General features: G+C 39.8%; 17 protein-coding genes and 1 pseudogene. 13 read left to right on the forward strand and 5 right to left on the reverse strand.

Annotated features, from left to right (window positions below; genetic code table 11):
• Window positions 1-10 precede the first annotated feature (10 nt).
• Both R3X26_RS12130 and R3X26_RS12135 read left to right on the forward strand, forming a co-directional pair.
• On the forward strand, window positions 11-1,408 hold the full coding sequence (locus R3X26_RS12130; RefSeq protein ID WP_317717585.1) for a fructose-specific PTS transporter subunit EIIC: 1,398 nt from the start codon (window positions 11-13) through the stop codon (window positions 1,406-1,408).
• 647 nt (window positions 1,409-2,055) lie between these two features.
• Entirely contained in the window at window positions 2,056-3,936 is a 1,881-nt protein-coding gene (locus tag R3X26_RS12135) for a methyl-accepting chemotaxis protein (protein ID WP_317717586.1), read from the forward strand.
• Between the two features lie 215 nt (window positions 3,937-4,151).
• Here R3X26_RS12135 and R3X26_RS12140 read toward each other — a convergent pair whose 3' ends face one another.
• Together R3X26_RS12140 and R3X26_RS12145 are read right to left on the reverse strand one after the other, a co-directional pair.
• Window positions 4,152-4,331, reverse strand: coding sequence for a transposase (locus tag R3X26_RS12140; RefSeq protein WP_317717587.1), 180 nt, complete (start codon window positions 4,329-4,331; stop codon window positions 4,152-4,154).
• Window positions 4,321-5,499 carry a glycosyl hydrolase gene (locus R3X26_RS12145; protein WP_317717588.1) on the reverse strand — a complete coding sequence of 393 codons (1,179 nt, stop codon included), beginning with the start codon at window positions 5,497-5,499 and terminating at the stop codon, window positions 4,321-4,323. Before R3X26_RS12145 ends, R3X26_RS12140 begins: the two co-directional genes overlap by 11 nt.
• A 464-nt stretch (window positions 5,500-5,963) precedes the next feature.
• On the opposite strand from R3X26_RS12145, the gene R3X26_RS12150 reads away from it, so the two are divergent.
• On the forward strand, window positions 5,964-6,995 hold the full coding sequence (locus R3X26_RS12150; RefSeq protein WP_317717600.1) for an IS630 family transposase: 1,032 nt from the start codon (window positions 5,964-5,966) through the stop codon (window positions 6,993-6,995).
• A gap of 16 nt (window positions 6,996-7,011) precedes the next feature.
• Window positions 7,012-7,965: a LysR family transcriptional regulator gene (locus R3X26_RS12155; RefSeq protein ID WP_317717589.1), complete on the forward strand. Its 954-nt coding sequence runs from the start codon at window positions 7,012-7,014 to the stop codon at window positions 7,963-7,965.
• Between the two features lie 218 nt (window positions 7,966-8,183).
• On the opposite strand, the gene pflB is transcribed toward R3X26_RS12155, so the two are convergent.
• Window positions 8,184-10,481 carry a formate C-acetyltransferase gene (pflB, locus tag R3X26_RS12160; RefSeq protein ID WP_317717590.1) on the reverse strand — a complete coding sequence of 766 codons (2,298 nt, stop codon included), beginning with the start codon at window positions 10,479-10,481 and terminating at the stop codon, window positions 8,184-8,186.
• 435 nt (window positions 10,482-10,916) lie between these two features.
• On the opposite strand from pflB, the gene R3X26_RS19075 reads away from it, so the two are divergent.
• The 8 genes and pseudogenes from R3X26_RS19075 (at window position 10,917) to R3X26_RS12190 (ending at window position 20,498) form a co-directional block, all read left to right on the forward strand.
• On the forward strand, window positions 10,917-11,054 hold the full coding sequence (locus R3X26_RS19075) for a helix-turn-helix domain-containing protein (protein WP_411572417.1): 138 nt from the start codon (window positions 10,917-10,919) through the stop codon (window positions 11,052-11,054).
• A gap of 45 nt (window positions 11,055-11,099) precedes the next feature.
• Window positions 11,100-11,342 carry a transposase gene (locus R3X26_RS12165; RefSeq protein ID WP_317717591.1) on the forward strand — a complete coding sequence of 81 codons (243 nt, stop codon included), beginning with the start codon at window positions 11,100-11,102 and terminating at the stop codon, window positions 11,340-11,342.
• Window positions 11,343-11,354: 12 nt separating this feature from the next.
• Window positions 11,355-11,597 (forward strand): zinc ribbon domain-containing protein, encoded by a 243-nt coding sequence (locus R3X26_RS19080; protein ID WP_411572418.1) that lies wholly within the window; start codon window positions 11,355-11,357, stop codon window positions 11,595-11,597.
• Window positions 11,566-12,186 (forward strand): annotated as a pseudogene (locus R3X26_RS12170) (chromosome partitioning protein ParB); the annotation flags it as partial. The gene R3X26_RS19080 and the pseudogene R3X26_RS12170, both read left to right, overlap by 32 nt.
• A gap of 838 nt (window positions 12,187-13,024) precedes the next feature.
• Window positions 13,025-14,428 carry an alkaline phosphatase gene (locus tag R3X26_RS12175; protein ID WP_317717592.1) on the forward strand — a complete coding sequence of 468 codons (1,404 nt, stop codon included), beginning with the start codon at window positions 13,025-13,027 and terminating at the stop codon, window positions 14,426-14,428.
• A gap of 86 nt (window positions 14,429-14,514) precedes the next feature.
• Window positions 14,515-15,645 (forward strand): YibE/F family protein, encoded by a 1,131-nt coding sequence (locus R3X26_RS12180; RefSeq protein ID WP_317717593.1) that lies wholly within the window; start codon window positions 14,515-14,517, stop codon window positions 15,643-15,645.
• A gap of 809 nt (window positions 15,646-16,454) precedes the next feature.
• The gene (locus R3X26_RS12185; protein ID WP_317717594.1) at window positions 16,455-19,469 is read left to right on the forward strand and encodes a flavocytochrome c; all 3,015 of its coding nucleotides are present in this window, start codon (window positions 16,455-16,457) and stop codon (window positions 19,467-19,469) included.
• A gap of 69 nt (window positions 19,470-19,538) precedes the next feature.
• Window positions 19,539-20,498, forward strand: coding sequence for an FAD:protein FMN transferase (locus tag R3X26_RS12190; RefSeq protein WP_317717602.1), 960 nt, complete (start codon window positions 19,539-19,541; stop codon window positions 20,496-20,498).
• Window positions 20,499-20,515: 17 nt separating this feature from the next.
• On the opposite strand, the gene R3X26_RS12195 is transcribed toward R3X26_RS12190, so the two are convergent.
• Both R3X26_RS12195 and R3X26_RS12200 read right to left on the reverse strand, forming a co-directional pair.
• Window positions 20,516-20,713 (reverse strand): hypothetical protein, encoded by a 198-nt coding sequence (locus tag R3X26_RS12195; RefSeq protein WP_317717595.1) that lies wholly within the window; start codon window positions 20,711-20,713, stop codon window positions 20,516-20,518.
• Between the two features lie 303 nt (window positions 20,714-21,016).
• Entirely contained in the window at window positions 21,017-22,213 is a 1,197-nt protein-coding gene (locus tag R3X26_RS12200; RefSeq protein ID WP_317717596.1) for an MFS transporter, read from the reverse strand.
• Between the two features lie 189 nt (window positions 22,214-22,402).
• Between R3X26_RS12200 and R3X26_RS12205 the strand changes: the two genes are divergently transcribed.
• Window positions 22,403-23,284, forward strand: a complete 882-nt coding sequence (locus tag R3X26_RS12205; protein WP_317717597.1) for a LysR substrate-binding domain-containing protein — start codon at window positions 22,403-22,405, stop codon at window positions 23,282-23,284.
• Window positions 23,285-23,926 lie beyond the last annotated feature (642 nt).

Raw genomic sequence — 23,926 nt, forward strand, 5'->3', positions numbered from 1 at the left:
GTGTATCATTATGACTAAACAGGCGTATAAAGAAATTAATAGTAGTGGCTTTAAAAAAACATTAAGTACCCTGAAAGGGCACTTATTATTTGGTACTTCACATATGTTACCGTTTATTGTTGCTGGTGGTGTTTTACTTGCTTTAGCCGTTATGGCGTCTGGTAAAGGAGCAGTACCAGCAGATGGTATACTAGCCGATATATCAAACATTGGAATAAAAGGATTAGTTCTATTCCCAATTATACTTGGTGGATTTATAGGATATTCAATTGCTGACAAGCCAGCTTTAGCTCCGGCAATGATAGCTTCTGGTATTATGGCCGATATGGGCGGTGGATTTTTAGGTTGTATTGTAGCTGGTTTCATTGCCGGTGGTGTTGTTTTCCAGCTTAAGAAAATTCCTCTTTCAGAAAATATGACTGCGCTTGGAGCTTACTTTATCTATCCGTTAGTAGGTACTTTAGTTTCTGCTGGGTTTGTTTTGTGGGGCATCGGAGAGCCGATTAAGTTTTTCATGGCATCTATGAATGAGTTTTTAGCGTCTATGGCTGGAGCTTCGAAAGTAGTCCTTGGAACAATCCTAGGTGGTATGACAGCATTTGATATGGGAGGGCCGATTAATAAAGTAGCCACTTTGTTTGCGCAAACTCAAGTTGACACACAGCCTTGGTTGATGGGTGGTGTAGGGATAGCAATTTGTACGCCACCACTGGGTATGGCTCTAGCGACTTTTCTTTTCAAGAGCAAATTCTCCCAACAAGAGAAAGAAGCAGGTAAAGCAGCGGCGATTATGGGGTCAATTGGTATATCTGAAGGCGCGATCCCATTTGCTGCAAATGATCCTATTCGTGTGTTACCTTCGATTGTGATCGGAGGTATTGTGGGATGTACCTTTGGTTTTCTCACTGACGTATTATTACATGCTCCATGGGGAGGATTAATTACAGCGCCTGTATCAAGTAATATTCCGATGTATGTTGTTGGTATAGCGCTGGGTTCATTAACTACTGCTGTTATAGTTGGTTTTTGGAAACCAGTTGTTGAGGAGACTGAAGAAGATGAACCATTTCAACCTGCTCCGATCTCTACACCTGTTGCTGAGAGTGGGGAATATGACGTGGTTGCCGTGACGTGTTGTCCATCTGGTGTTGCACATACTTTCATGGCAGCAAAAGCTCTTGAAAAAGCTGGTGAGGCGGCAGGACTAAAAATTAAGGTCGAAACACAAGGTCAGAACGGTATTCAGAATCGAATTTCAGCACTTGATGTGAGTAATGCAAAGTTAGTTATCCTAGCACATGATATTCGAGTAAAAGATTCAGAAAGATTTGCCAATGCCAAAGTTGTGGAGTGTTCAACGAAAGAAGCTATGCGTAATGCAACTAGCATACTTAAGTCAAATTACTAAAAATTTTGCAGTTAACGTCAATTTAACATTAAAAACGAACTAGATATAGTTCGTTTTTAATGCTCATAATTAATATATTATTCCATTGGTTTATTTGATTCTATCATCCTCCCAAAAAATAATTATCAAGAAAATCGTGTTATCTTTTTAAAGTTTTTATCTGATACCAACCTTGAAAATTAACTGGTCAGGTCTATCCATCCTCTTGAACACTTCTTCGAGACTCTTTTGGTGGCACGCTTTTATCTCTGGTCAAGATGAAGTGGTCAGCGTCGAAGTCTGTATCTTGCGCAAGATGCATGGGAAAAGTTATATAAAGTAGGTTTTGTGTATCTACAACCGACAAAGATGAAAACTGTGAAGGTTAGCAGGTGAACACTTATGTGAAAACCGTGTGAGGGAAAACCTCATGCACGGAATTGAAGGGGGGTCGTTGACACTTCTTCCCTGGAATTTCTCTCATTAATAATGCGCCCGTGGGTTTATGGAACGCTCACTTTATTACTAAAGATTTAAAGAAATTGATTAAATGACCGATAAACTAATTAGTTTAGTATTATCGAAGACCTCATTTGTTGTTAGTTGTTGAGTTAACAAGTGAGGTTGAAGCAACATCACTACAATTTTGTTTTTTTTTGGCGGAATATATGAACGAATTTAAGGTAAGAATTTTAGGAACTATTGGAGCTATTATCGCATGTATCGTAGTTACTCTAATACTGATAGGTTTTTTGTCCTTCAAAGAAGAAAGTGTCCACTTGAACAAACTGGTTTTGCAAGAGAGGAATGCGACTATCGAAGCGAGTTTAGAAAAAAAAGTTGAGGGATATAGAAATGTTCTCTCTGGCCTCAAAGTCAATAAAACGGATATCACAAATGATGGACTGTCTCAGAGGGCGATTATTCAGTTAGAGATGCTTTATCAAACACAGGCACAGTTTACTGAAGACGCTTACATCATTGATGTTGAAGGTGGTATTTACAATCGTCAAGGCGATAAGTTGGACTTCAATGTTAAAAAATTGGGTCGTGATTACTATAACGCTATTTTTAGTGAAGGTAGGGTATTCTTCTTCTCTGTGCCATTTGTCTCTGCCGTGACAAATAAAGAGATTGTTGTTATGGCCTATAAAATTGATAGTGACGTTGCAGTGATAACCTCAGTATATTTGGACTCGTTACTTGAGTCAGTTTCAAAGCGGAAAGATATTATATTATACGCTGAGAATGGTACTATTTTAACTGCGCCTTATGAAAACATGCGCGGTAAGAATGTTTATCAGGAACGTCCCCTCTATAAAAGCTTTAGTGCAAATAGTCCAGAATTACACTACACAGCAGACATTAATGGTGACGACACTGCATTTACTGCATTTTGGACAAAGTTAGATATTACGGGATGGGAATTTGTTAGTTTTATTAAAGATGCAGAAATTGAGGAAGGTGTAAACAAGCAACTTGTTACTTCAGCAATTGTAGGTGTTATAAGTCTTTTGGTTGCATTAGTTGTATTGATGATAACTATTAATAAACTGGTACTCAAACCGGTTGGTGGTACGCCGAATGATATTGCTAGTTTAATGGAAAATATGGCTAACGGTGACTTTACTCAGCGAACTAAGCTGATTGGTAATGAAACGGGGATTTATCGGTCTCTTATCAAACTGTCTAATCAACTCTCAGAGTTAATTAAAAATACCCATGGTATTGCAGAAAATGTAGCGTCGGCTTCAGAAGAGCTCAATATGATTATGAACGACACAAAATCAAATGCTCAAGATGAATTGTCTCAAGTAGAACAGATTTCTACGGCGATTAATGAGCTATCTTCAACGTCACAAGAGGTTAGCCAGCAAGCAATAGTTGCAGAAGAAGAAGCAAAAAAAGCGAAAGACAATGTTGATTCTGGTCAGCTAACGCTAGAGAAAAATATTGCCTTGACAGGTTCAATTGATTCTTCTATCAATGAGAGTGCCCATATCGTTGATGAGCTCCGTCAGTTTGCTATTGAAATAGGGTCGGTAACAGATGTTATCAACTCTATTTCAGAACAAACGAACTTACTTGCCTTAAATGCTGCAATAGAAGCGGCCAGAGCTGGTGAGTATGGTCGTGGTTTCGCTGTGGTCGCGGATGAGGTGAGAAGTCTCGCTTCGAAGACACAGGAGTCCACTGTTAGTATCCAAGACATCATAGAAAAGTTACAAAAACAATCAGAGCGGGCACAAAATAACATGACTCAAAATGTTGAACTTATAGAGCAGTCAGTAGAGTTAGCGGACAATGTGAAAGCCTCTTTTGAGGATATATCAGCATCGGTTGAATCTATCTCAGATATTAATTCAATGGTTGCAACAGCAGCTCAAGAACAATTCAGCGTCACGGAAGATATTTCGAAGAATACTACATTGGCTTTTGATCTTGTGCATAAAAACGTCTCAGGCATTGATGAAACACTTCAAGCATCTTCAGAGCTTGCTAAGTTGGCTGAAACTCAAAAAGAAGAACTCGACTTTTTCAAAGTATAGCGGATGATCTTTGAAGTGGCGCAGATAATGTGCCCACTTCATAGGTGTAAGCGTTATTTAATGGTGCTTAATATATTTTCACCAAATGCATTACCACATTTTGGTGAAAAACACATAATCCAGCTGGCTGCTCGCACCATACACTTAGGTAAAAATTTATAGGATACTGGTGACTCATCCCAGTGATCAACCTTGCTGTCGCTGGGATGAATCGCCTACTCCTGCTCTTGAATGTACTGACGAACCGTATCAGCACTGGCGTTGTCAATCGAACATACAAAATAACCATCAGACCAGAATGTCGGATCTTTCCAAAAATGTCTTCTGAGAACAGGGTAATCATTCCATAATTGTTTGGTAGTGTACTGTTTAATCCTACTGTACTTAAAATTCACCGAGAGTTGCGACCCATGGATGACTGAAAGCTTCTTTTGCTTTTAAGTTCCATGCTGGACCAAAACCGGTATTCCAAGTTATGAAAAATGCAGTTTTGGGCATATCTTTCTTAATTTCCTCTATCAAATGTTCATAGTCAAAAGGTGTTTTAGGTAACCAGCGACCATTCGGGTTCCAATTAGAACGCGGACCAGTTTCAGTCAAAGCATATGGTTTGTTGAAAGCTTGAACCATAGTTTTATAATCTTCTTTGAGATCATTAATGTCATCTTGCCCATTAAAATAAGCGTCTAAGCCAACAATATCCACATAATCATCTCCTGGATAGTACTTCGTTAAGCCTGGACGACTCCGGTCGGGTGAATATACCCAAATTAGATTGTTAAGACCTTTTACGTTACTAAGATAATGATGCATATCTTGATATAACCTTATGTATAGTGCCTGACGAATATCGGTCCCACCATTAGCATCATCGGCACCCCACCAAAACCAATCACCATTCATTTCGTGTAAAGGGCGAAAAATGACAGGAACACCAGCTTGTTTTAATTTGTTTAAACCATTAGCAACTTCATTGAGTATGTCTAACCAACGTTCACGTTCTACACTGCCGGTCTGAAAAATTCGAGCATATTCTTCGTTACTTACGGCAGTCTTGAAATTATCTGAAAAAGTATTTATTGGGCTAATTAAGTGATTGCTTATCTGTATTACATGTCCGATTTTTGCTTTTTTTATTAGATCGTTAGCACAGCCGCTGTAAATTGCATCGCTTGCTTTTTGGTAAGCATTCCAGCCTAAACCAAAGTCGCAAGCATAAATTATTGGGCGCTTTCCCGTAGCTTTTTCAATTCGCACCATTTCATTGTCATCTACTTTGTCGCCATTTTTATTCTCTACAAATTCACCCTCTCCGTTATAACGGCCATAATCTGTTTTATCAATATCGCTATAACCACCAAATAGTCCGCTCAATAGTTTATTTTCGGTTTTTTTTTCTAAACCAAGAATTTTTTCATACAACTCTATCGTTTGTAGTGAAGATTCTTTGTTGCTGAGGAAAGTCTGGTGTTCATTTTTATACGAATTTTCTGTAGGTGATGTTGTACATCCGACCGAGATTATTGCTAAAGTTGTACTAATCAATAGTAAATTTAGTTTCATATGCTTCTCTTTTTATAATAGTTTAATCACACATACTTGTTTACAAAAATAAAAAAGTAACGTTACGATTTTATTGTCTCATACCTCCATGTAGATAAAATGTGATTTACGTAACTAAATTGTCTTAATTACAATAAATTATACTCTAATTTATTTTTTTTGATCCTTTTTTGGTAACGTTACGTTTTTAAAGTAAGGATTACCTATTCTTTACTGAGTTATAAAATTCGAGATTGCTAAGTTCTTCGTTTGCTTTTAATAATATGCATGGGAGAAGTGATGCGAGGAGATGCAACAGAATTTTTATTTGGACTTCTATAACGTTAAATACTTCTGATTAAAAAGGTGTTTTTCGCTGTTTATTGGTTACACTGTAATATAACGAATGGTTACTAAATAATATTTATACCCGTGATCATTGAAGGAGCTTGATTTTTTGCAATGAGAAGATCATGCTATTAACCATGAAAATTACTCTGACCAACCAACAAAATCAGGAGCTAAAAGTCTTACACGATACTACTCGTGATGGACGGGTTCGTGACCGCATAAAAGCAGTCGTTCGTGCAAGTAATGGTTGGAGTGCTCGTGAAATTGCCGATGCGCGGCTCATTCATGAATCAACTGTGCGGCAGCATCTCAACGACTACATTCAGTTAAATAAGTTAAAACCTCAAAATGGTGGTTCACAAAGTCATCTCTCTACCAGCCAAACTCGGGCGTTAGTTGGACACTTGACACAGAATACCTATCATCACACCCATCAAATTGTCGCTTATGTATGGGCGTCATTTGGGATTGAATACAGTGTGTCAGGCATGAACAAGTGGTTACATCAGCATGGTTTTAGTTACAAGCAGCCTAAAGGTGTTCCATATAAGTTTGATGAAAAGCAACAAGCTGACTTCATTGAGTTTTATAAGAGGCCTAAAGCTAGTTTGGGGAAGGAAGAAGCTATTATCTTCATGGATGCTGTCCACCCAACGCAAGCCACCAAGGTCATTCATGACTGGACACGTAAAGGACAAGATAAAGTCATTGAAACAACGGGAAGCCGAAGTCGCTTGAACATCGTTGGCGCCTTAAATTTAGCAGATATTGAAGGCACCGTTGTAAGCGAATATGACACCATTGATAGTGAAAATATCGTGCGATTTTTCTGCAAGATACGCGAAAGCTACCCCTTAGAACACAAGGTTTACCTCATATTGGACGGTGCAGGCTATCATCGCAGTCAGATGGTAAAAGATGCCGCTTATGTACTGAACATAGAGTTACATTACCTTCCACCATACAGCCCCAATCTAAACCCGATTGAGCGGCTATGGAAAGTGATGAATGAGCTCACGAGGAATAATGTTTACTTTAAAAACAAAGCTGATTTTAGAGCTGCAGTAGAGCAATTTTTCGAGGAAACTTTACCTAAAATTGCAGGCTCACTGGTGCCTCGAATAAATGATAATTTTCAGGTGCTCAACCGCGCATCTTCAAGTTAACTGGGTATATGTGTATATGGAAATAGAAGAGATTTATCGTCGAGATTTAAATTTATTAGTGGCGTTGCGAATTCTTGTTGAAGAGCGCAGCGTGAGCCGAGCAGCTAATCGTTTGAATTTAAGTCAGTCAGCGATGAGTCGGATATTAGGACGATTACGTAGTTTACTTTCTGATCCTTTATTCACTCGTCAAGGACAGTATATTATTCCTACGGAAAAAGCTTTATCAGTAAACAGGGAGTTAGGTGCACCTCTAGAGTCTCTACGACAACTCTTATCTCCGATCAATTTCGACCTCAGGTCTTGTGATCAAGTATTTACGATTGCAACCACTGATTATGCAATGCAAACCATTTTACCATTCGCTTTGCCGCGTATTTATGAGGAAGCGCCTAATGTTTCTTTTGAGTTCTTGCCTTTGCAAAATGAACATTTAAGAGAACAACTTACATACGGTAAAGCAGACCTAGCTATTTGCCGGCCTATTGGCTCTATTGAACCGTTACACTATGAGACATTGGGACGAGTTGGCGTTTCGTGTCTATTATCAAAACAACATCCGTTGGCGAATGAACAAATTTGTCTGGATGATTATTTGAATTGTCCTCATGCTATGATTGCAATTAGCGATGGAGTAAAGTCACTAATTGATCAGGCACTAGCAGATAAACCAAAACGACACATGGTTTTAAGAGCCTATCATCTAGAAGCAGCTCTAGCTATCGTTGATATCATGCCACTAATTATTACGGTGCCTGCTGATTTGGCATACTTAGTTTCTGAGCGTTATGATCTGATAGTAAAACCATTACCATTTCATTTTACACCGTTTGATTATTCCATGATTTGGCACCCTCGATGTGATCATTCACCTGTACAGGAATGGTTGAGAAGTATAGTAAAAGAAGAGTGTGGTAAGTTGATTGCTAAGCGAGTTGAGGATATGGGCTTAGATGAAGTAGGGTTCTGAGTGGAGGATTACCTCTAAAGGTTCAAGTTTAATCGAAATTTCTATAAAAATTTTATCATTGGTCGTTTGTTATTAATATTGAGTGATCTTTTTAGGTTTATACTTAAATGGCTACGAACGGCTTTAAAATCCAAAACGCCCGACGAAGAACACGAGCGTTTTAACTAAAACCGTTTCGACTTATCTCAGGACATGTCACTTAGAGTAAGTGAATCAAACTACATTTTTTCAGTAAAAGTACGAGTGATCACATCTTGTTGCTGCTCTTTAGTCAGAGAGTTAAAACGCACTGCATAACCACTCACACGGATCGTTAGCTGTGGGTATTTCTCTGGATGTTCAACAGCGTCTAGCAACATTTCACGGTTCAGCACGTTTACGTTTAGGTGCTGACCACCTTCAACCGCAATACCACTCTCTACACTTTCATGGTGGAAGTAACCATCCATCAAGGACGCTAGGTTCTGCTTCTGACTGTTGTCATCTTTACCCAGTGCAGATGGCACAATTGAGAAAGTGTAAGAGATACCATCTTTCGCGTAAGAGAACGGGAGTTTAGATACTGAGCTTAGCGATGCTACCGCACCATTTTGATCACGACCGTGCATTGGGTTCGCACCAGGGCCAAATGGCATGCCTGTTTTACGACCATCTGGTGTGTTACCTGTTTTCTTACCGTAAACCACATTCGAAGTGATCGTCAGAATCGATTGAGTTGGCGTTGCTTCACGGTAAGTGTATTTTTTCTGAATTTTTTTCATGAAACGCTCAACTAGGTCACAAGCAATATCATCTACACGAGTATCGTTGTTACCAAATTGAGGGTAATCACCTTCAATATTAAAGTCGATTGCAATGCCATCTTCATCACGAACTGGCGTTACTTTTGCAAACTTGATAGCAGCCAGTGAGTCAGCAACCACAGACAGGCCAGCGATACCACACGCCATTGTGCGGTGTACATCTTTGTCCATTAGTGCCATTAGTGACGCTTCATAGCTGTAACGGTCGTGAGAGTAGTGGATCACGTTCAATGCAGTTACATATTGAGTTGCTAACCAATCCAACATCTCATCGAATTGTGGCATCAGTCGATCAAAGTTCAATACCTCATCAGCGATTTTGGCGCGTTCAGGTCCAACTTGAAGTTTAGACTTCTCATCGATACCACCATTGATGGTGTAAAGCAGCGCTTTTGCTAGATTCGCACGAGCGCCGAAGAACTGCATGTGCTTACCAACAACTTGTGGGCTTACACAACAAGCGATCGCGTAGTCATCGTTGTTGAAGTCAGAGCGCATCAAATCATCGTTTTCATACTGAAGCGATGAGGTATCAATTGATACTTTCGCCGCGTAACGTTTGAACGCGTCTGGTAGGTTTTCAGACCAAAGAACCGTCATGTTTGGCTCTGGTGCTGGACCCATGTTGTACAGAGTATGTAGGTAACGGAAGGTTGTTTTAGTGACAAGTGTACGACCATCAACACCCATACCAGCCATCGCTTCTGTTGCCCAGATTGGGTCGCCAGAGAATAGTGAATCGTATTCTGGTGTACGTAGGAAACGAACCATACGCAGCTTCATAATGAAATGGTCAACTAACTCTTGTGCTGTTGACTCAGTTAACGTGCCGTTAGCTAGGTCACGTTCGATATAAATATCAAGGAAAGTTGATGTACGGCCAAGCGACATTGCAGCACCGTTTTGCGATTTAACCGCAGCAAGGTAACCAAAGTAGGTAAATTGAATTGCCTCTTGCGCTGTTTTTGCTGGCGCTGACATATCAATACCGTATTTAAGACCCATTGTATGGATATCTTTTAGTGCTTTGATTTGATCAGCAAGCTCTTCACGCAGTTTGAGTGTTTTATCTAAGTCATCACCCTGCTCTAGGAAACGCTGAGTAGAATTAAACTGCTGTTTTTTATCAGCAATCAGGAATTCAATACCGTATAGCGCAAGACGACGGTAGTCACCAATGATACGACCACGGCCGTAAGCATCTGGAAGACCAGTGATAATGCCTGACTTACGACAAGCGATGATCTCTTTAGTGTAAAGATCAAAACAAGCGGTGTTATGAGTTTTACGGTATTCAGTGAAGGTCTTCTCAACGAGTGGATCAAGTTCTCTGCCATATACCTCGCATGAGTTTTTCACCATGCGAATACCGCCGTTAGCAATAATTGAACGCTTTAAGGGTTTATCTGTTTGCAGACCAACGATGGTTTCCAGTTCTTTATTGATGTAACCCGCATCGTGAGAAATGATAGTTGAAGGTCGATCCGTATCGAAATCGATCGGTGCGTGTGTGCGACTCTCTTCTTTAATACCGTCCAATACGCTATCCCAAAGCGAAGTCGTTGATTGAGTCGCCTCCGCTAGAAACGATTCATCGCCTTCATAAGGTGTATAGTTTGTTTGAATAAACTTGCGAGTATTCACCTCATTTTGCCAATTTCCACCTTTGAAACCTTTCCACGCATCTAACATTGCGGTTGTTGGAACTGTCATTTTAGTACCTCATCACTTTCTGCTTTCTTTGGCGGACCGCCCGGTCTCGTCTTTACCGAGCAATATATGGAATCAATTTAAATGAGTAAAATGAATATTTTTAAAAAATAAAATGCACAAAATGCATATATTGGTGGCAAGGTTGTTTATGCAAATTTGTAATGCTCTAAATTTAAACAAGTTATTGTACTCATAGACCAATTTCCATAATATTAGCATGGACATTCCTACATGTTCGCAGTTGCTGTGTTGTCGATATGTTGATAGCTCTGCGGTCGCCAATATAAAAGATCTAACTTGCGTTAGTTTTCATATCAAACCTGTGAGATTTACCGTTCTTGGCGTAAAGCATCGGCCAGTGCGGGCGGTGATATAAGCCATTATCGCGCTAGCGATAACTTTACAGAATGATACAATTTCCGTAAACTCTGCGCTATGAAACGAGCATTTAAAGAAATATTCTACCCAACAGAGCATCAAGCCGAACTACTAGCAAAGTCGTTTGGCTGTAGTCGTTTCGTTTGGAATAACGCGCTCAAGTATCGCGCTGACGCATACTATGAACGGGGCTAGTCTATTTCATTCAGTTCTGGAAAAGCGGTTAGTCCCTCTAAAGTAATGCTTGTAACCGCTAAAACGGTTGGTATTGATTTGGGTTTAAATAACCTATTCATCACAGATAACGGTGAGAAAGTCGATAATCCTCGCCACACTAAACGCTACGAAAAGAAACTGGCATACCTACAGCGCAAACTAGCCAAGAAACCAAAAGGCAGCAAGAACCGCGACAAGGCACGCCAGAAAGTAGCCCGTCTACATGCAAAAATTACTGATAGTCGATTAGACAACCTCCAAAAGTAGTCTCGCAAACTCATTAACGAAAACCAAGTCGTTTGTGTTGAGTCGTTAGCAGTGAAGAATATGCTCCGCAGTCCAAAACTAGCAATGTATATCGCTGACGCTTCTTGGGGCGAGTTCGTTCGCCAATTGAAATACAAAGCGGAATGGGCTGGACGCACTATCGTAGAGATAGACCGCTTCTTTCCTAGTTCAAAGCGTTGCAATGGTTGCGGGTTTGTACATCTCTCGTATTGCGATGCTCGCAAAAGCATTTGAATTGACGAAAAATCCATTTGCATTTCGTGGAACTCAAGGAACATCTTTCCCGCCACCGGAAATTTTAGATTTTGTCGAAAAAAACAACGAACTCGCACTTTCCGTTAGTTTTATTGGGGATATAGTTAAACGATACAGACTTGAAAGCCAAGCTTCAGAACCAATTTACGCTTTTGCACATTACCTAATAAAAAAGAAACTCACAGAAGTTGAAATTGAAGAGTTACCGCTATCACCGGAGACTTATCTTACTAGAGTTATCTCATCATTAGGTATGAACTCAGAAGAGGGTGTCGAATATCAAGTGCGTAACTATTTACAATCACTAGTACATGAATCAACTAGTTATTCATTGCTTTGTAAGCTATCAGCTATTTTTAAAGGTTGGAATATGCACTTAGGTATTCCTGTTGCAGGTAATAAAATTGCTGTACGTCGAGTGGCTAGGTATAAAAAAGATTTAGATGGAAATAACATTCCTCTTACTGCCGCAGGAAATATAAATGAACCTTTTACTATTCCTTGTGTGCCAAAAGGAATTACTCCCAAATCTATTCAAACACAAAGTAGTGTAAAAATAGTTCGCTGATAAATATTCAAAACTTTACGCTGTCCGTACTAAGCTGATCACGACAGATTGGTATGGGTAGTAGCTACAGGTGAACATCTCTTTACAAAATAAATTAGGATCATAACGGTATGAAATGAAAGTGGGGTTTATTGTTAAAATTTTAAAAGCACTAGAAAGATAATGTGGACCATATACAATTAATTTTTTGTCGATAAGGCTCATGAATATATAACTAAAAATAAGAAGAGTGAGTGTACAGAACACTACATTGGCATTTGAGATAAAATTGGTACTTATCAAACTAGTAACTCGTTTCTAGCTGGACTTAGATTTATGTCTAGTTTAGCTGGAGCTGGTCATATTGTTAAATTCAACACGTTCCCATTGGCGGGTAGAATCGATGCATTGGGTCCGGGATACTCAATTTGGTGAAGATGGATCTCGGAAAAAATACCTAACAAATTAAATTAGGAATCTAGGGTTAACTTAATGATAATTAATTGCTAATGATACTTCTGTGTGTATTTTTGAAAAGTTATTTTTCATAATTATAAAATAGAATGATTTGTTAATTAATTTAAGTAAAAAATTTTGTTAGAAATTAAATTATAGCAAGTTTCCTTGTTTAATCGTGAGTTGTAAACAAATAAAAAATGACTGTAAGTTTCTGTTAGTAAATATTATTATTTTAATTATTAAGGTTATTTAATATTAAAATTACAATTGGATTTATTATGGTTAATTTATTTATAATTTTTTATTGATAGACGGGTTAATATAGTTAAATATTTTCTTAACAATTTAAGGGTATAAATTTCGTGTTATTTGACTAATCAAACTAATATCAGGGAATACTATGTTTAAATTGAATACGCTGTTGGTTGCATCTTTTATCGCGTTGAGCTCAACCGGACAGGCAGCAGAAGCTCCTAAGTACGTTTTTTACATGATTGGCGACGGGATGAGCTCTGCTCAGCGTCAGATCGCTGAATACTATATGCAAGAGAAGAAAAATGATTCCAACTACCACTTGGTAATCAACTCACTGCCAACTACAGGTATTATCACAACTCAATCTTCAAACTCTCTGATAACAGATTCTGCAGCAGCAGGCACTGCTCTGGCAACAGGTGTAAAGACAGACAATGGTGTCATTTCTCAAACTCCGGATGGTAAAAAATTAACCACTTTGCTTGAAGGGGCAGAGAAAAATGGATGGGCAACGGGTCTAGTTTCAACTACTCGTTTGACTCACGCGACTCCTGCAGTATTTGCGTCAAAAAATGAGAATCGCAACAATGAAAATGAGATTGCAGCTGATTTTATCGATTCTGATGTGGACTTCTTCGCAGGTGGTGGTTTCCGTAACTTTATCAATGGTGAAGAATCTAAGCGTAAAGATGGCCGAAATTTAGTTAAAGAATTTGAGGGTCAGGGCTATAAGACCTTTGTAGGTGAAGACTCTACTGCCTCTTTCATGGACTACAACCCTAAGTCTGGCGACAAGGTATTTGCAGCATTTACCAAGTCTCATATGCCTTACGAAGTGGATCGTATCAATGGGAATATCAACGTGCCTTCGTTAGCTGATATGACTGCGAAGGGGATAGAACTTCTTTCTAAAGATAAAGATGGTTTCTTTATCATGGTTGAAGGTGGCCGTATCGATCATGCTGGTCATGCTAACGATATTGCAGGAAATATCTATGACACTATTGCATTTGACGATGCAGTTAAAGTTGCTGCGGATTTCTACAGTAAACACAAGCAAGAGACACTAATCGTGGTAGTCGGTGACCACGAAACCGGTGGTATGGGTCTTGGTCTTGGAAAGCAGTACTTTATGAATCTTGACCAAGTTTCTAATTTCAAAGAGTCTATCGAAGACGGACTACAGCATGTTTATAATAAGCAGTTGAATAGTGACCGTGCTGCTTTCTACAAGCACATTACAGATAAGTTTGCTCTTAATGAACTTACTGCTGAAGAGAAAGTAAGCATCGAAGAAGCGATGGATTTTGTTGATGCAGGTAAAAAAGACGATGCTAAAGCATGGGGTGGTTACGACCCTGTTGCAATGGCAGTTGCTCACGTAACTTCTAAACGCGCAGGTGTTTACTGGACTTCTTACGCTCATACAGCAGTTCAACTACCGGTTTCTGCAACTGGTGTAGATTCTAACGACTTTGGCGGTTTCAGTGACAATACTGACGTAGCGAAGAAACTAGCAAAGTTAATGAACGTAACAATTGGTGAGTAATTAACGCCAGTGATTATCCATAGAGGTAGAGGTATGGCACCTCTGCTTTTCTTTATTTTTTAGTGACACTAATCGGAAGATTTTTTATGCGAGCCATCAATCTCCTATTCGCTACTCTACTTGCTGTCCTACTCTACGACTTTGCGTTTATTCCTTCAGATAACGAGTCGGTTACCCACTATATTGGCGATGTGACTTCGGTAAACAATGAAAGGGTGACTATTATCGGTACTGGGAAATTGGGTGATCAAAAGTTAACAGTTGAGGTCAATGGTGAACCGAAGGAGATGTTCAACCTGCTTACCGGTGCCCTAGAGTATGATGAGTTCTACTATAAAGGCGACAGAATTGTAGTTGCAGAGCAGAACGGTCGCTTTCATGCAGTAGCGCTGTTCAGGTTACCAGTCTTGATAGGCTTGCTAGTGCTTTTCGCAATTGGTTTATTAGCATACGCTAGAAAAGTGGGATTTTATTCACTACTCTCTTTTGTCGGCTCTGTCGGCATTATCTTCGGTATTATGATCCCTGGGTTGCTGGCTGGTATCTCTCCAATTCTGATTACCAGCGTGACGGTATTTGTTCTAAGTAGCATGATCATTCTGTCGGTTGCGGGCTGGACTACTAAAGGGCAAGCTGCCCTGATGGGAACAACCGTAGGTCTGTTTGTGACGACACTACTCTGCGTGATAGTTGGTAAATTGCTTCACCTGGATGGTATGACCCAGCCGTTGGCCCAGCCTCTTTTGTTCGAAAACTCGATGAAGTTGGATATGGTGGGCATCCTTTATGCTGCAATTTTGGTTGGTGCTAGTGGTGCTGCAATGGATGTCGCGATGGAAATGGCAGCCACCATGGAAGAGATTAAGCTGAATAGTCCAGATATCAGCCGTAATAGTTTGCTTAAGTCTGGACTTAGAGTGGGTAATGCGGTTATTGGTACAATGACTACCACCCTGTTGCTTGCTTATGCTGGTGGTTTCTTAACCCTTTTAATGTTATTCGCTACCAGAGGAAACAGTTTGATGCAAATACTTAACATGAAGTTGGTGGCTTCCGAGGTATGTCGCACTCTCATTGGTAGTTTGGCTCTAATTATTGTGGCGCCAGTGACTGCCTGGATAGCCAGCTATATGTTGGAAAAGAAGATTGTGTTAACAATGCGGAAGCGTCAAGAGAAAGGTTCGGCCAAAAATCTTATCCATGACAAACATCTCTAGCTTACTTAAGGTTGTCTAATCTTGTTAGTTTTTGCTGAAATGAATCGTGCCACTAGTTTTGGACACTGAGTTAAGTGAGTTTGCCATACTTCAAATAATTCATGTTTTGCTAAATTAAGAAGAAAGCAACTCGGAAATGTCCAAAAACATTTTAGAATCCAACCAACCTTATCAAGCCCTTCAGTTAGCTATCATGTCATACGGATAATCGGGTAATGTAATTTTTCCGGTAGATATAGGGGTGATTCTGAGCAGGGTTTCTATGTCGATTGTGCGGTAAGATTGCGTTAGACCTTCGTTCACAATCGATTGGTACATGAGCGCTGTTTCCCGTTTTAATTCCTCCCAGTAAAGTATTCCAGAGAGATATTGTTGATTCAGGCTGCCTCAGAAAGAAACGATTTGTCTCTTTCATAAGGAGAATAATTTGCTTGAATAAACGCTCGTGTACCAACTTTATGTTGCCAATATTTATTTTAAAGTTTTGTTTCTAAACAAATAAATATGAATTTCAATGGTATTTTTTTGTATCTTTGCTTTTCTTATTAACCATATTATCTGAATGGTAATGAGTAAAATGAATGTAAATAAATTACTAAATGATTTTTGTGCATAAAATTAGAGGCGTTAATAATGCACAAATGTAATGGATTAAATGTAAACAAGTCATTTTACTCATACATTAATTTCCATAATATTGTTGCGGTTATTTAGTCCTGAAGTTTTCATATCAAAAAGGCCAAATGATCCAAAAATGTTTGATGGTTGGCATCTTTGATATGAGAATTAATCTATTAAAGGAACAATTTATGGTTAAGTTAAATGATGAAATCTTATTTCAATCAGGCGGAAAGTTTCATAATCGAGTTGTAATGGCTCCCATGACAATTCAATCTGCGTTTTTCGATGGTGGCGTAACAGAAGAAATGATTAATTACTATGCGGCGCGATCAGGCGATGCAGGAGCTGTAATTGTCGAAAGTGCATTTGTTGAAAATTACGGCCGAGCATTTCCCGGTGCACTTGGAATCGATACTGATAGTAAAATAAATGGTTTACGGAAGCTTGCTAAAGCTATAAAGAAAAAAGGTTCCCAGGCTATTTTGCAAATCTACCATGCAGGACGTATGGCAAATCCCGAGTTCAACGGAGGGCACCAATCTATCTCTGCCAGTCCAGTTGCAGCTTTAAGAGATAACGCAGAAACTCCATTGCAGATGACTCAAGAACAAATTGAAACGATGATTGAAAAATTTGGAGATGCAGTCAATCGAGCGATTCTTGCTGGTTTTGATGGTGTCGAAATTCATGGGGCAAACACTTACTTAATCCAGCAGTTTTTCTCTCCACATTCAAACCGTAGAAACGACCAATGGGGAGGAACTATTGAGAAGCGTATTGCTTTCCCATTAGCAGTACTTACAAAGATAAAAGAAGTTATTCATGAGCACCACAAATCCAATTTTATTATTGGTTACCGATTCTCTCCAGAGGAGATTGAACAACCTGGAATCCGTTTTGAAGACACTATGTACTTGTTGGATAAACTAGCGACTCATGGCTTAGATTACTTGCATTTTTCTATGGGTAGCTGGTTACGTAATTCGATTGTTACTCCAGAAAATCCCGAGCCGTTAATCGATAAGTACCGCTCTTTACAGTCTGATACCTTAGCAAAAGTACCTGTTATTGGTGTAGGTGGCATCGCTCAACGCTGTGATGCTGATAAAGCCATTGAACAAGGTTATGACATCGTAGCGGTTGGTAAAGGTTTCTTGGTTGAGCCCACTTGGGCATATAAAGCACTTAATAATGAGTCGTGTGCCGAGTTTGCAGATATAGCTCAGCAGGAAGCATTAAAAATCCCGATACCGTTATGGGAAATCATGGACTATATGATTGTCGATAGCGCGGCTGAGGCGATTAAACACCAAAGAATAAAAGAGTTGCAAAATGTAACGATCAAATTTACTCCAGGTAAATATACCGCGTATGGCCGTGGTCATAACGACGACTTGCCTGTAACGGTTACCTTTTCAGAAGATAAAATCCTAGATATATTTGTTGATTCATCGAAAGAATCTGATGGTATTGCAAACCCTGCATTTGAGCGGATTCCTCATCAGATTTTGGATGGTCAAACTTTAAATATTGATGTGATTTCTGGTGCGACAGTAAGTAGTCAAGCAGTACTTGATGGTGTTTCTAAAACAGTTGATCTCGCTGGTGGTAACTCTGAAGCTTTGCGTTGTAAAGCAAGAGCCGCAGTTGAATGGTCGACAAAGACGATTGAAGAAACCGTTGATATAGTTGTTGTTGGCGGGGGAGGTGCAGGTTTAAGCGCAACGTTAACCGCTTTAGAGAAAGGGAAATCGGTAGTTTTACTTGAAAAATTTCCCGCGATTGGTGGTAATACCGTACGTACTGGTGGGTGGGTCAATGCAGCAGAACCAGAGTGGCAGGGCGGCTTCGCCCCTCTTGCTGGAGAAAAAGAGACGTTAATGCAGCTTGCAATGACACCTGAATCAGAGTTTGTTGATGGATATTTAGCTGACTTTAGGACGTTGAAATCTCAGTTAGATGGCTATTTTTCTGATTTAGATATAGGCAAACATTATCTATTTGATTCAGTTGAACTGCATCGTATTCAAACATATTTGGGCGGAAAACGCGCCGACTTCAATGGTGAAGAGATTTATGGCCAATATGATCTTGTCGAGACATTAACTTCCCGATCAATGGAGTCAATTAATTGGTTAGCAGATAAAGGTATCGATTTTGATCGTAGTGTTGTTGAAATACCAATTGGTGCATTATGGCGTCGAGCACATAAACCAAAGCGTCAGAAAGGTGTTGAATTTGTTGATAAACTGTCAAAACGTATTCAGGAGCATAGCGGTCGAATTATCACAGATACTCGTGCTACTAATCTTATTGTTAAAAATGGAAAGGTTGTCGGTATTAAAGCATTACAAGCAGATGGTACAGAACTTGTTTTACATGTGAACAATGGAGTGATAATGGCTTCTGGGGGCTTTGGTGCAAATACTAAAATGATCAAAAAGTATAATACATACTGGAAGGACATTGCTGATGATATTAAGACAACTAATTCACCAGCACTAGTTGGTGACGGTATTGAGATTAGCGAAAAAGTCGGCGCAGAATTAGTAGGTATGGGCTTTACTCAGTTGATGCCAGTTGGTGACCCAAGATCTGGTGCTCTCTTGACGGGCCTGATTGTTCCTCCAGAAAATTTTGTGTTTGTTAATCAACATGGCAAACGTTTTGTGGATGAGTGTAGTAGTCGAGATGTGTTATCTGAAGCTTTCTTTGATAATGGGGGGTTAATTTATATGATTGCAGATGAGAATATTCGTCAAACCGCTGCAAACACTTCCGATGAAACTATTGAGCGAGAAATTAAAGAAGGAATCATTATTAAAGCTGACACAATTGAAGAATTAGCTGAAAAAATTAGTGTGCCAGCTAAGGTTCTGTTGAACACTATAACTCAATACAATCAGTACGTAGAGCAAGGTAGTGATCCTGAGTTTAACAAAAGTGCTTTTGGTCTCAAAGTAGCACAGGCTCCGTTTTATGCTACTCCACGTAAACCGTCGGTCCACCACACAATGGGAGGCTTAAAGATTGATACTCAAGCACGGGTAATTGGTAAAGATGGTAATGTCATTCGTGGTTTATATGCAGCAGGTGAAGTTGCAGGTGGAATTCATGCAGGTAACCGCTTAGGTGGTAATGCACTGATTGATATCTTTACGTACGGACGTATTGCTGGTGAAAGTGCTGCTAGCATTGTATGACGGTAACTAAATAAAGTTGCTAATGTACAAGGGAGTTGCCCCTCCCTTTTTCCAACATTTAATGATGATATTACTATGAATCGCTATAGTGCAAGATTTGCAATGATGGGAACTTTTATTGATCTGGTAGTTTACCACCCCAATGGTGAGCAGTTGATAAAGAACGCATATATTCAATTAATGGATTACGCTACTAGATTTACTGCAAATCAAGAAGGATCTGAGTTGATGAGGGTTAACCAAAATGCAGGTGTTGCACCTATAGTTGTTGCTTCAGATCTATTCGAGCTCATAAAATTAGGTAAATATTATAGCAAAGATACCAGCACTCCATTCAATATTGCCATAGGGCCTTTGGTTAAAACGTGGCGCATAGGTTTTCAAGAAGCTGCTGTACCATCACAAGAGGTTATCAACGAAAAACTAACACTGGTTGACCCAAATCAGATCATTTTGGATGTTCAAGATAACTCAGTGTTTCTTAGTCAAAAAGGAATGGAAATAGATTTAGGTGCTGTTGCGAAAGGTTATTTTGCTGACCAAATAAAAAAATATTTGGTCAGTGCAGGAGTGAACGATGGTTTTATTAGTTTGGGAGGAAATGTGTTAACTATTGGATACTCACCACACAACGCTAATAATGCCTGGAACGTTGGTATTCAGAATCCATTGTCTACACGAGGTGATGTGATAAGAGTAGTGCCACTGAGAGGTATGTCAATGGTAACATCTGGCATTAATGAACGTTTTTTTGAGTTGAATGGTCGCTATTATCATCACTTGATAGATGGGAAGTCTGGTATGCCTATTTCAACTGATATTGCTAGCTTAACCGTTATTTCTAAAAATTCTGTTGATGGGGATATTTTGAGTACCGCTGGTTTTCTTCCTTCAATGTCGCAATCAATTAACTACTTAAACTTGATTGAAGGGATAGAGGCAGTCGCAGTTTCGGTACAAGGAGAAGTCATGACGACGAAAGGACTTGCAAATCTATCTCTACCACTACAAACAAAAGGTGCAGTTTAATAAGAAACCTTGACTCATCACCATGGTTTTAAATTGTCGATAACCTTAATCATGCTTTTAACACTCTCTTGTACTGTTACTTTGCCTTTCATTCCCGCTTCGGATAATTCACAGGTTAGAGATTTACTTATTTGGTTGATAGTCGCTTTTGATGCTCGATAGCCGTTACGATTTCCTGAACGATTGACATCGATACTGGTAAGTATCGATGTCATACCTATGATGGTTTTATCTTCGCCAGTAAGAATTTTATTAAGTAATGGTGCCTAGTCTTCCACATTCATCTCCGTCACTCCGTATTATGAATGAGTACATCAATGGCGATGCTTGCAAATTTTTTGTCAAAGCGAGAATATGGGATTCATTATTCACATCCAACGTATGAATACAAATAGTTGGCTAAGCCTCGATTTACTCCAGTGATAAAAACCGTTTTCATTGTGTGGTAAATTGATTTTAAGTAAGAATGGATAGGCCAATGCAGAGCATTGGCCTACTTGTAACTATTGTCGGGATATTTACTTCACAAGTAGGTTTGCTTCCGGCAAATAAACTGCTGTACGTTTATCTAGGCGTCCACTTATTCGAGTAAGGAAGAGTGCAATGATTACTACCACGGCACCAATCCAAGGGGTATGCATTAAGCCCATTTTTGACACAATCATACCGCCCCCCCAAGAGCCAAGCGCAATGCCTACGTTAAACGCCGCAATGTTTAGACCAGAGGCAACCTCTACTGCATCGGGAGTGAATTTTTGAGCCAGTTTCACGACATAAACTTGCAAGCCAGGAACATTACCAAATGCAAAGGCACCCCAAACTAAAATGGTTGCTACCGCAGCGATAGGGTTAACGGCAGTAAAGTTAAATACAACGAGTATAGTAGCTAGTCCCGCAAAAATAATCGTCAGCGCTTTAATTGGCCCCATTTTATCGGCCATTTTTCCACCCCAAATATTACCAATCGCCACAGATACACCGTATGCCAACATAATTAGGCTGATTGCATTGGAGTTAAACCCTGTTTCCTGTTGTAAGATCGGTGCCAGGAAAGTGAAAGCAGTAAAAGTACCACCGTAGCCGAGAGCCGTAATCGCATAAACCAGTAGTAATCTTGGTTGAGTTAGCACTTTTAACTGCGACGATAGTTTAGCTTCGGCTGGTTGTTTCAGGTTGGTTGGCACCAAGAAAGCACTGCCAACCAACGCAATCAGTCCCAACAACGCAACAATCAGAAAAGTTGATTGCCAACCAAAGCTTTGGCCGATGTAAGTACCGAGCGGAACACCAGTTACTAATGCCACAGTTAATCCTGTGAACATAATCGCAATCGCACTTGCTGCTTTTTCTTTGGGTACCAGGCCTGTCGCAATCGTAGAGCCGATAGAGAAAAAGACACCATGAGCTAAACCAGTCAAAATACGAGCAACGATAAGGGTGTTGTAACCAGGAGCTTGCCATGCCAATAAGTTTCCTATCACAAACAACGACATAATAGTAATGAGTACGTGCTTACGGTTCCACTGACTCGTTAGTGCGGTTAAAACAGGTGCGCCGATCGCAACCCCTAGCGCATAAAGACTCACTAGCAGTCCCGCAGATGGTAATGAGACGTTTAGGGCAGAAGCCATGGTCGGGATCAACCCCACAATCACAAACTCCGTTGTTCCGATAGCAAAGGCGCTGAGCGTCAATGCGAGAAGTGCTAATGGCATATTATTTACTCTCTTTTTTTAGGTTCTAGTACATAGCAGCGAATGTGCTTATCAATGTGTCGCTGTACCGTGATTTGATGGAGAGATTTTGCGTGAAAATTGAGTTGCAAAAAACAGGTTATTTGACAAATAATATTTGCTATAAATGCAATAATTAAAAAGAACATCTTAAGTAAATGGTAGACAAGCATGCGTACGAAATCGGACGATTTAGACATTCTACTTACTGTCGTTGATGCTGGCGGATTTACTGCGGCAGCAGAGAGTCTAGATATACAGGTGGCACGAGTATCACGAGCGGTGAGTAGGGTGGAAGGCCAGCTTGGTGTGACGATATTAAATCGAACCACAAGACGTATTGAATTAACGGATGAGGGGCGGCAATTTGTTGAGTCGGTGCGAATAGGGCTGATGCAGTTACAGCAAGCGGAGGAAGAGGTTATATCTCGTGGGGAATTACCTAGAGGACGACTGCGTGTTGATGCCGCTAGTCCATTTGTGTTTCACCAGTTAGTCCCCCTCGTTCAGCCATTTAAACAAGCCTATCCTGATATTGAGTTGGAGCTGACCTCTAATGAAGGTTTTGTTGACTTACTAGAAAAGAAAACCGATATCGCTATTCGTATTGGTGCATTAAATGATTCAACCTTATATGCTAGGCCTCTTGGTCGAAGTTTACGTTATATTGTTGCTTCACCAGATTATTTATCAAAGCGCGGTTTTCCGAGTAAGAGCAGTGATTTGGAACATCACGATACCATCGGATTTTCAACACCAAAAACACTTAATGAATGGCCTCTGAAAGGCTTTTCAGGACTGACACCCACGCTGACCTCAAGTAACGGTGAAACGTTGAGACAGCTTGCGTTGATGGGAAATGGAATTGCCTGTCTAGCGGACTTTATGGTGAAAAAAGATATTGCGGAAGGAAGATTAATTGCATTGTTAGAAGGTGAAAAAATCAGAAACTCAGGCAAGGAGCAAATTAATGCGGTTTACTATAAGTCCTCTTCTGTTGCCAAGAGGATTTCTGCTTTTATCGATTTTATTCAGCCGAAACTGGATCTGTAAATCGTTCCAAGTGAGGTGATTTCGTAGCGCAGGCTTGGATCGCTGCAAGAAGAGTAGTACTTGTGGCGATCATTAACAGTGTTTTATTCATTATTTATTCAGTAAATATCAGTCAAGAGCGCTAGCCTAACTCTATATTTTGACAAATAGATTAAAAAAATATTAATGGGATGGTACTGTCAAGTTAACCGATGCTATGGCAGTATTTTCGTATGTGTATATTTAAAAGGCATAAGCTTCTTCCTGAAAGTATCGACACACGTCTGGTTGTACTACCGTTTTAAGGATGGTGAAGATCTTCTAGCAGAACGAGGCATTACCGTTAGTTAAGTTAATCTACAGTATTAAAGTGTTGTATCTCGAAACCTGTTACACCGATAAACTACCTAGTACAAATCAGCTCCATTACAGCAAAAAACCCTCTTATTAGAAGGGCTTAATTTGCAAATTTTTTGCTTGCTACCGTTAACTTAGTTAGTCGCTAGCTGATTTGTTTGCTTTTTCTTGGCTCGGTCTAAACGTACTTTCTTAAGTGTGATAGCTACAAATGCAGTGGTAGCCACACCGATAGCCATTGCGATTAGAGCAAGAAGGGGTTTATTGAATGCTCCAAGTAGTACTACGATTGGACCACCGTGAATT

This window comes from Vibrio sp. TH_r3, from assembly GCF_033101115.1.
Lineage (GTDB): Bacteria > Pseudomonadota > Gammaproteobacteria > Enterobacterales > Vibrionaceae > Vibrio.

Bases quoted from the DNA above. Each gene is read 5' to 3' on its own strand.
- R3X26_RS12130 (WP_317717585.1), top strand. From the start codon at position 11: ATGACTAAACAGGCGTATAAAGAAATTAATAGTAGTGGCTTTAAAAAA.
- R3X26_RS12135 (WP_317717586.1), top strand. From the start codon at position 2,056: ATGAACGAATTTAAGGTAAGAATTTTAGGAACTATTGGAGCTATTATC.
- R3X26_RS12145 (WP_317717588.1), bottom strand. From the start codon at position 5,499: ATGAAACTAAATTTACTATTGATTAGTACAACTTTAGCAATAATCTCG.
- R3X26_RS12150 (WP_317717600.1), top strand. From the start codon at position 5,964: ATGAAAATTACTCTGACCAACCAACAAAATCAGGAGCTAAAAGTCTTA.
- R3X26_RS12155 (WP_317717589.1), top strand. From the start codon at position 7,012: ATGGAAATAGAAGAGATTTATCGTCGAGATTTAAATTTATTAGTGGCG.
- pflB (WP_317717590.1), bottom strand. From the start codon at position 10,481: ATGACAGTTCCAACAACCGCAATGTTAGATGCGTGGAAAGGTTTCAAA.
- R3X26_RS19075 (WP_411572417.1), top strand. From the start codon at position 10,917: ATGAAACGAGCATTTAAAGAAATATTCTACCCAACAGAGCATCAAGCC.
- R3X26_RS12165 (WP_317717591.1), top strand. From the start codon at position 11,100: ATGCTTGTAACCGCTAAAACGGTTGGTATTGATTTGGGTTTAAATAAC.
- R3X26_RS12175 (WP_317717592.1), top strand. From the start codon at position 13,025: ATGTTTAAATTGAATACGCTGTTGGTTGCATCTTTTATCGCGTTGAGC.
- R3X26_RS12180 (WP_317717593.1), top strand. From the start codon at position 14,515: ATGCGAGCCATCAATCTCCTATTCGCTACTCTACTTGCTGTCCTACTC.
- R3X26_RS12185 (WP_317717594.1), top strand. From the start codon at position 16,455: ATGGTTAAGTTAAATGATGAAATCTTATTTCAATCAGGCGGAAAGTTT.
- R3X26_RS12195 (WP_317717595.1), bottom strand. From the start codon at position 20,713: ATGACATCGATACTTACCAGTATCGATGTCAATCGTTCAGGAAATCGT.
- R3X26_RS12200 (WP_317717596.1), bottom strand. From the start codon at position 22,213: ATGCCATTAGCACTTCTCGCATTGACGCTCAGCGCCTTTGCTATCGGA.
- R3X26_RS12205 (WP_317717597.1), top strand. From the start codon at position 22,403: ATGCGTACGAAATCGGACGATTTAGACATTCTACTTACTGTCGTTGAT.